At 54.9% G+C, this 1,731-nt stretch carries 1 protein-coding gene; it reads right to left on the bottom strand.

Features of this window, described 5'->3' with window-relative positions; genetic code table 11:
• On the bottom strand, nucleotides 1–1,731 hold a 1,731-nt coding region (locus AC55NX_RS20625), incomplete at both ends, for a condensation domain-containing protein (RefSeq protein ID WP_496997436.1).

Raw genomic sequence — 1,731 nt, 5'->3', positions numbered from 1 at the left:
GTCTTCAAACACCACTGCGGTTGCGTCAGGGTTGCGCGCCACCTGCCCCTCAATCAGGGTATGCAGGCATGACTCATCGGGGAATGGCGTTGCCGTCTGGTTAAACCGGTTGAGCACCAAGTCCCGTTCAGTGTCCGTGAGGATATTCAGGGAGCCGACAGCTTGCGTCGGTGCCGACACCATCTGCTGTAGCAGGGCATGCCAATAGCCGAGATAGCGTTGAACCGTCTCCGCGTCAAATAATGCTGTGGCGTAGTTCAGCGTTCCGGAAAGCTGACCATCCATTTCAAAGAGATCCAATGTCAGATCAAACTGCGCGGTCCGACGTTCTGTTTCCAGTAACGAGAGTGTGACCCCGGACAGCGCCTGCGCCTCTTGAGGGGTATTTTGCAAACTCAGCATCACTTGGAACAGGGGCGGATGAGACATGTTTCTCGTTGGCGCGACCGATTCCACCACCTGCTCGAACGGAATGTCCTGATGCGCCTGTGCTGCCAGTGCGGTGGTTTTCACCTGCGCCAGCAGATCGATCGTGTTCGGACGATCAGACAGATCAACCCGGATCGCCTGTGTATTGACGAACATGCCGATCAAAGGTTCGACTTCGGCACGGGTACGTCCGGCAATCGGCGAGCCGATCACCACATCATCCTGACTGGCGAGACGTCCCATCAAGGCAGACCAGCTCGCGAGTAACGTCATGTACAGTGTACAGCCGTGACGACGACTCAAATCTCTGAGCCCGTCGGTGATTGCCTGATCAAGCCGGACCGGAATGACTGCGCCTTCATAAGACTGATAAGCCGGTCTGCTACGATCCGTCGGTAAGGTCAGACAGTCAGGAATGCCCTGCAACTGCTGCATCCAATAGGCTTGTTGCTGTTGCAGAACGTCTCCTTGCAGGTAGCGCTGTTGCCATGCCGCAAAATCACCATACTGAATGGTTAACGCTGGCAACGGATCCGCAGCACCGTGGGTAAACGCATTATACAGTTCACCCAGTTCACGGATGAAAACGTTAACCGACCACCCATCGGAAATGATGTGGTGCATCGCAATTCGCAACCAATGTTCTTCATCACTGACACGAATCAGTTGCCCCTGTAGCAAGCGTCCGCTGTCGAGACTGAACTGCGGTTGGAACGGAGCGTCAGTTTGGGTTGCTATCACCAGTGGAAAACCGACCGCTTCAGATTCGACCACCTGAGTTGCCAGCCCGTCACATTCCGTGAAATGCGTGCGTAGAATTTCATGTCGGGCCACAATGCGGTCCAGCGCTTGCTGAAGTGCTGCAACGTCTAATTGTCCGCGTAGTCTGGTTCCCCCGGCAATAACATAAGCCGATGATGCCGCAGGATTCATCTGTGACAAGAACCATAACCGTTGTTGTGCCAACGACAGCGGGGGTGTTTGCTGATCTGAGTGCGGCGTAATCGCGGGTAAGTGCTGCTGTTCAGACGCAAGGTAACCGTCTTGCAGTGTGGCAGCAAGCTCAGACAATACCGGATGGGCAAACAGTGTCGTCAGCGATATTTCAAACCCAAGCGCAACGCGGATCCGAGACACCAGCTGGATAGCGATCAAGGAGTGTCCACCGAGTGCGAAGAAATCGTCATGACGACCGACTTGCTCAACACCCAAAAGACCCGACCAAATCTCCGCCAGTCTGGTTTCCACTTCACCCTGCGGCGCTTCATAAGTGCGGCGCGGCAATAACGAAGCATCGACTGT

The organism is Vibrio rubrogenes (genome assembly GCF_059641415.1).
This window is presented reverse-complemented; position numbering and strand designations above follow the sequence as displayed.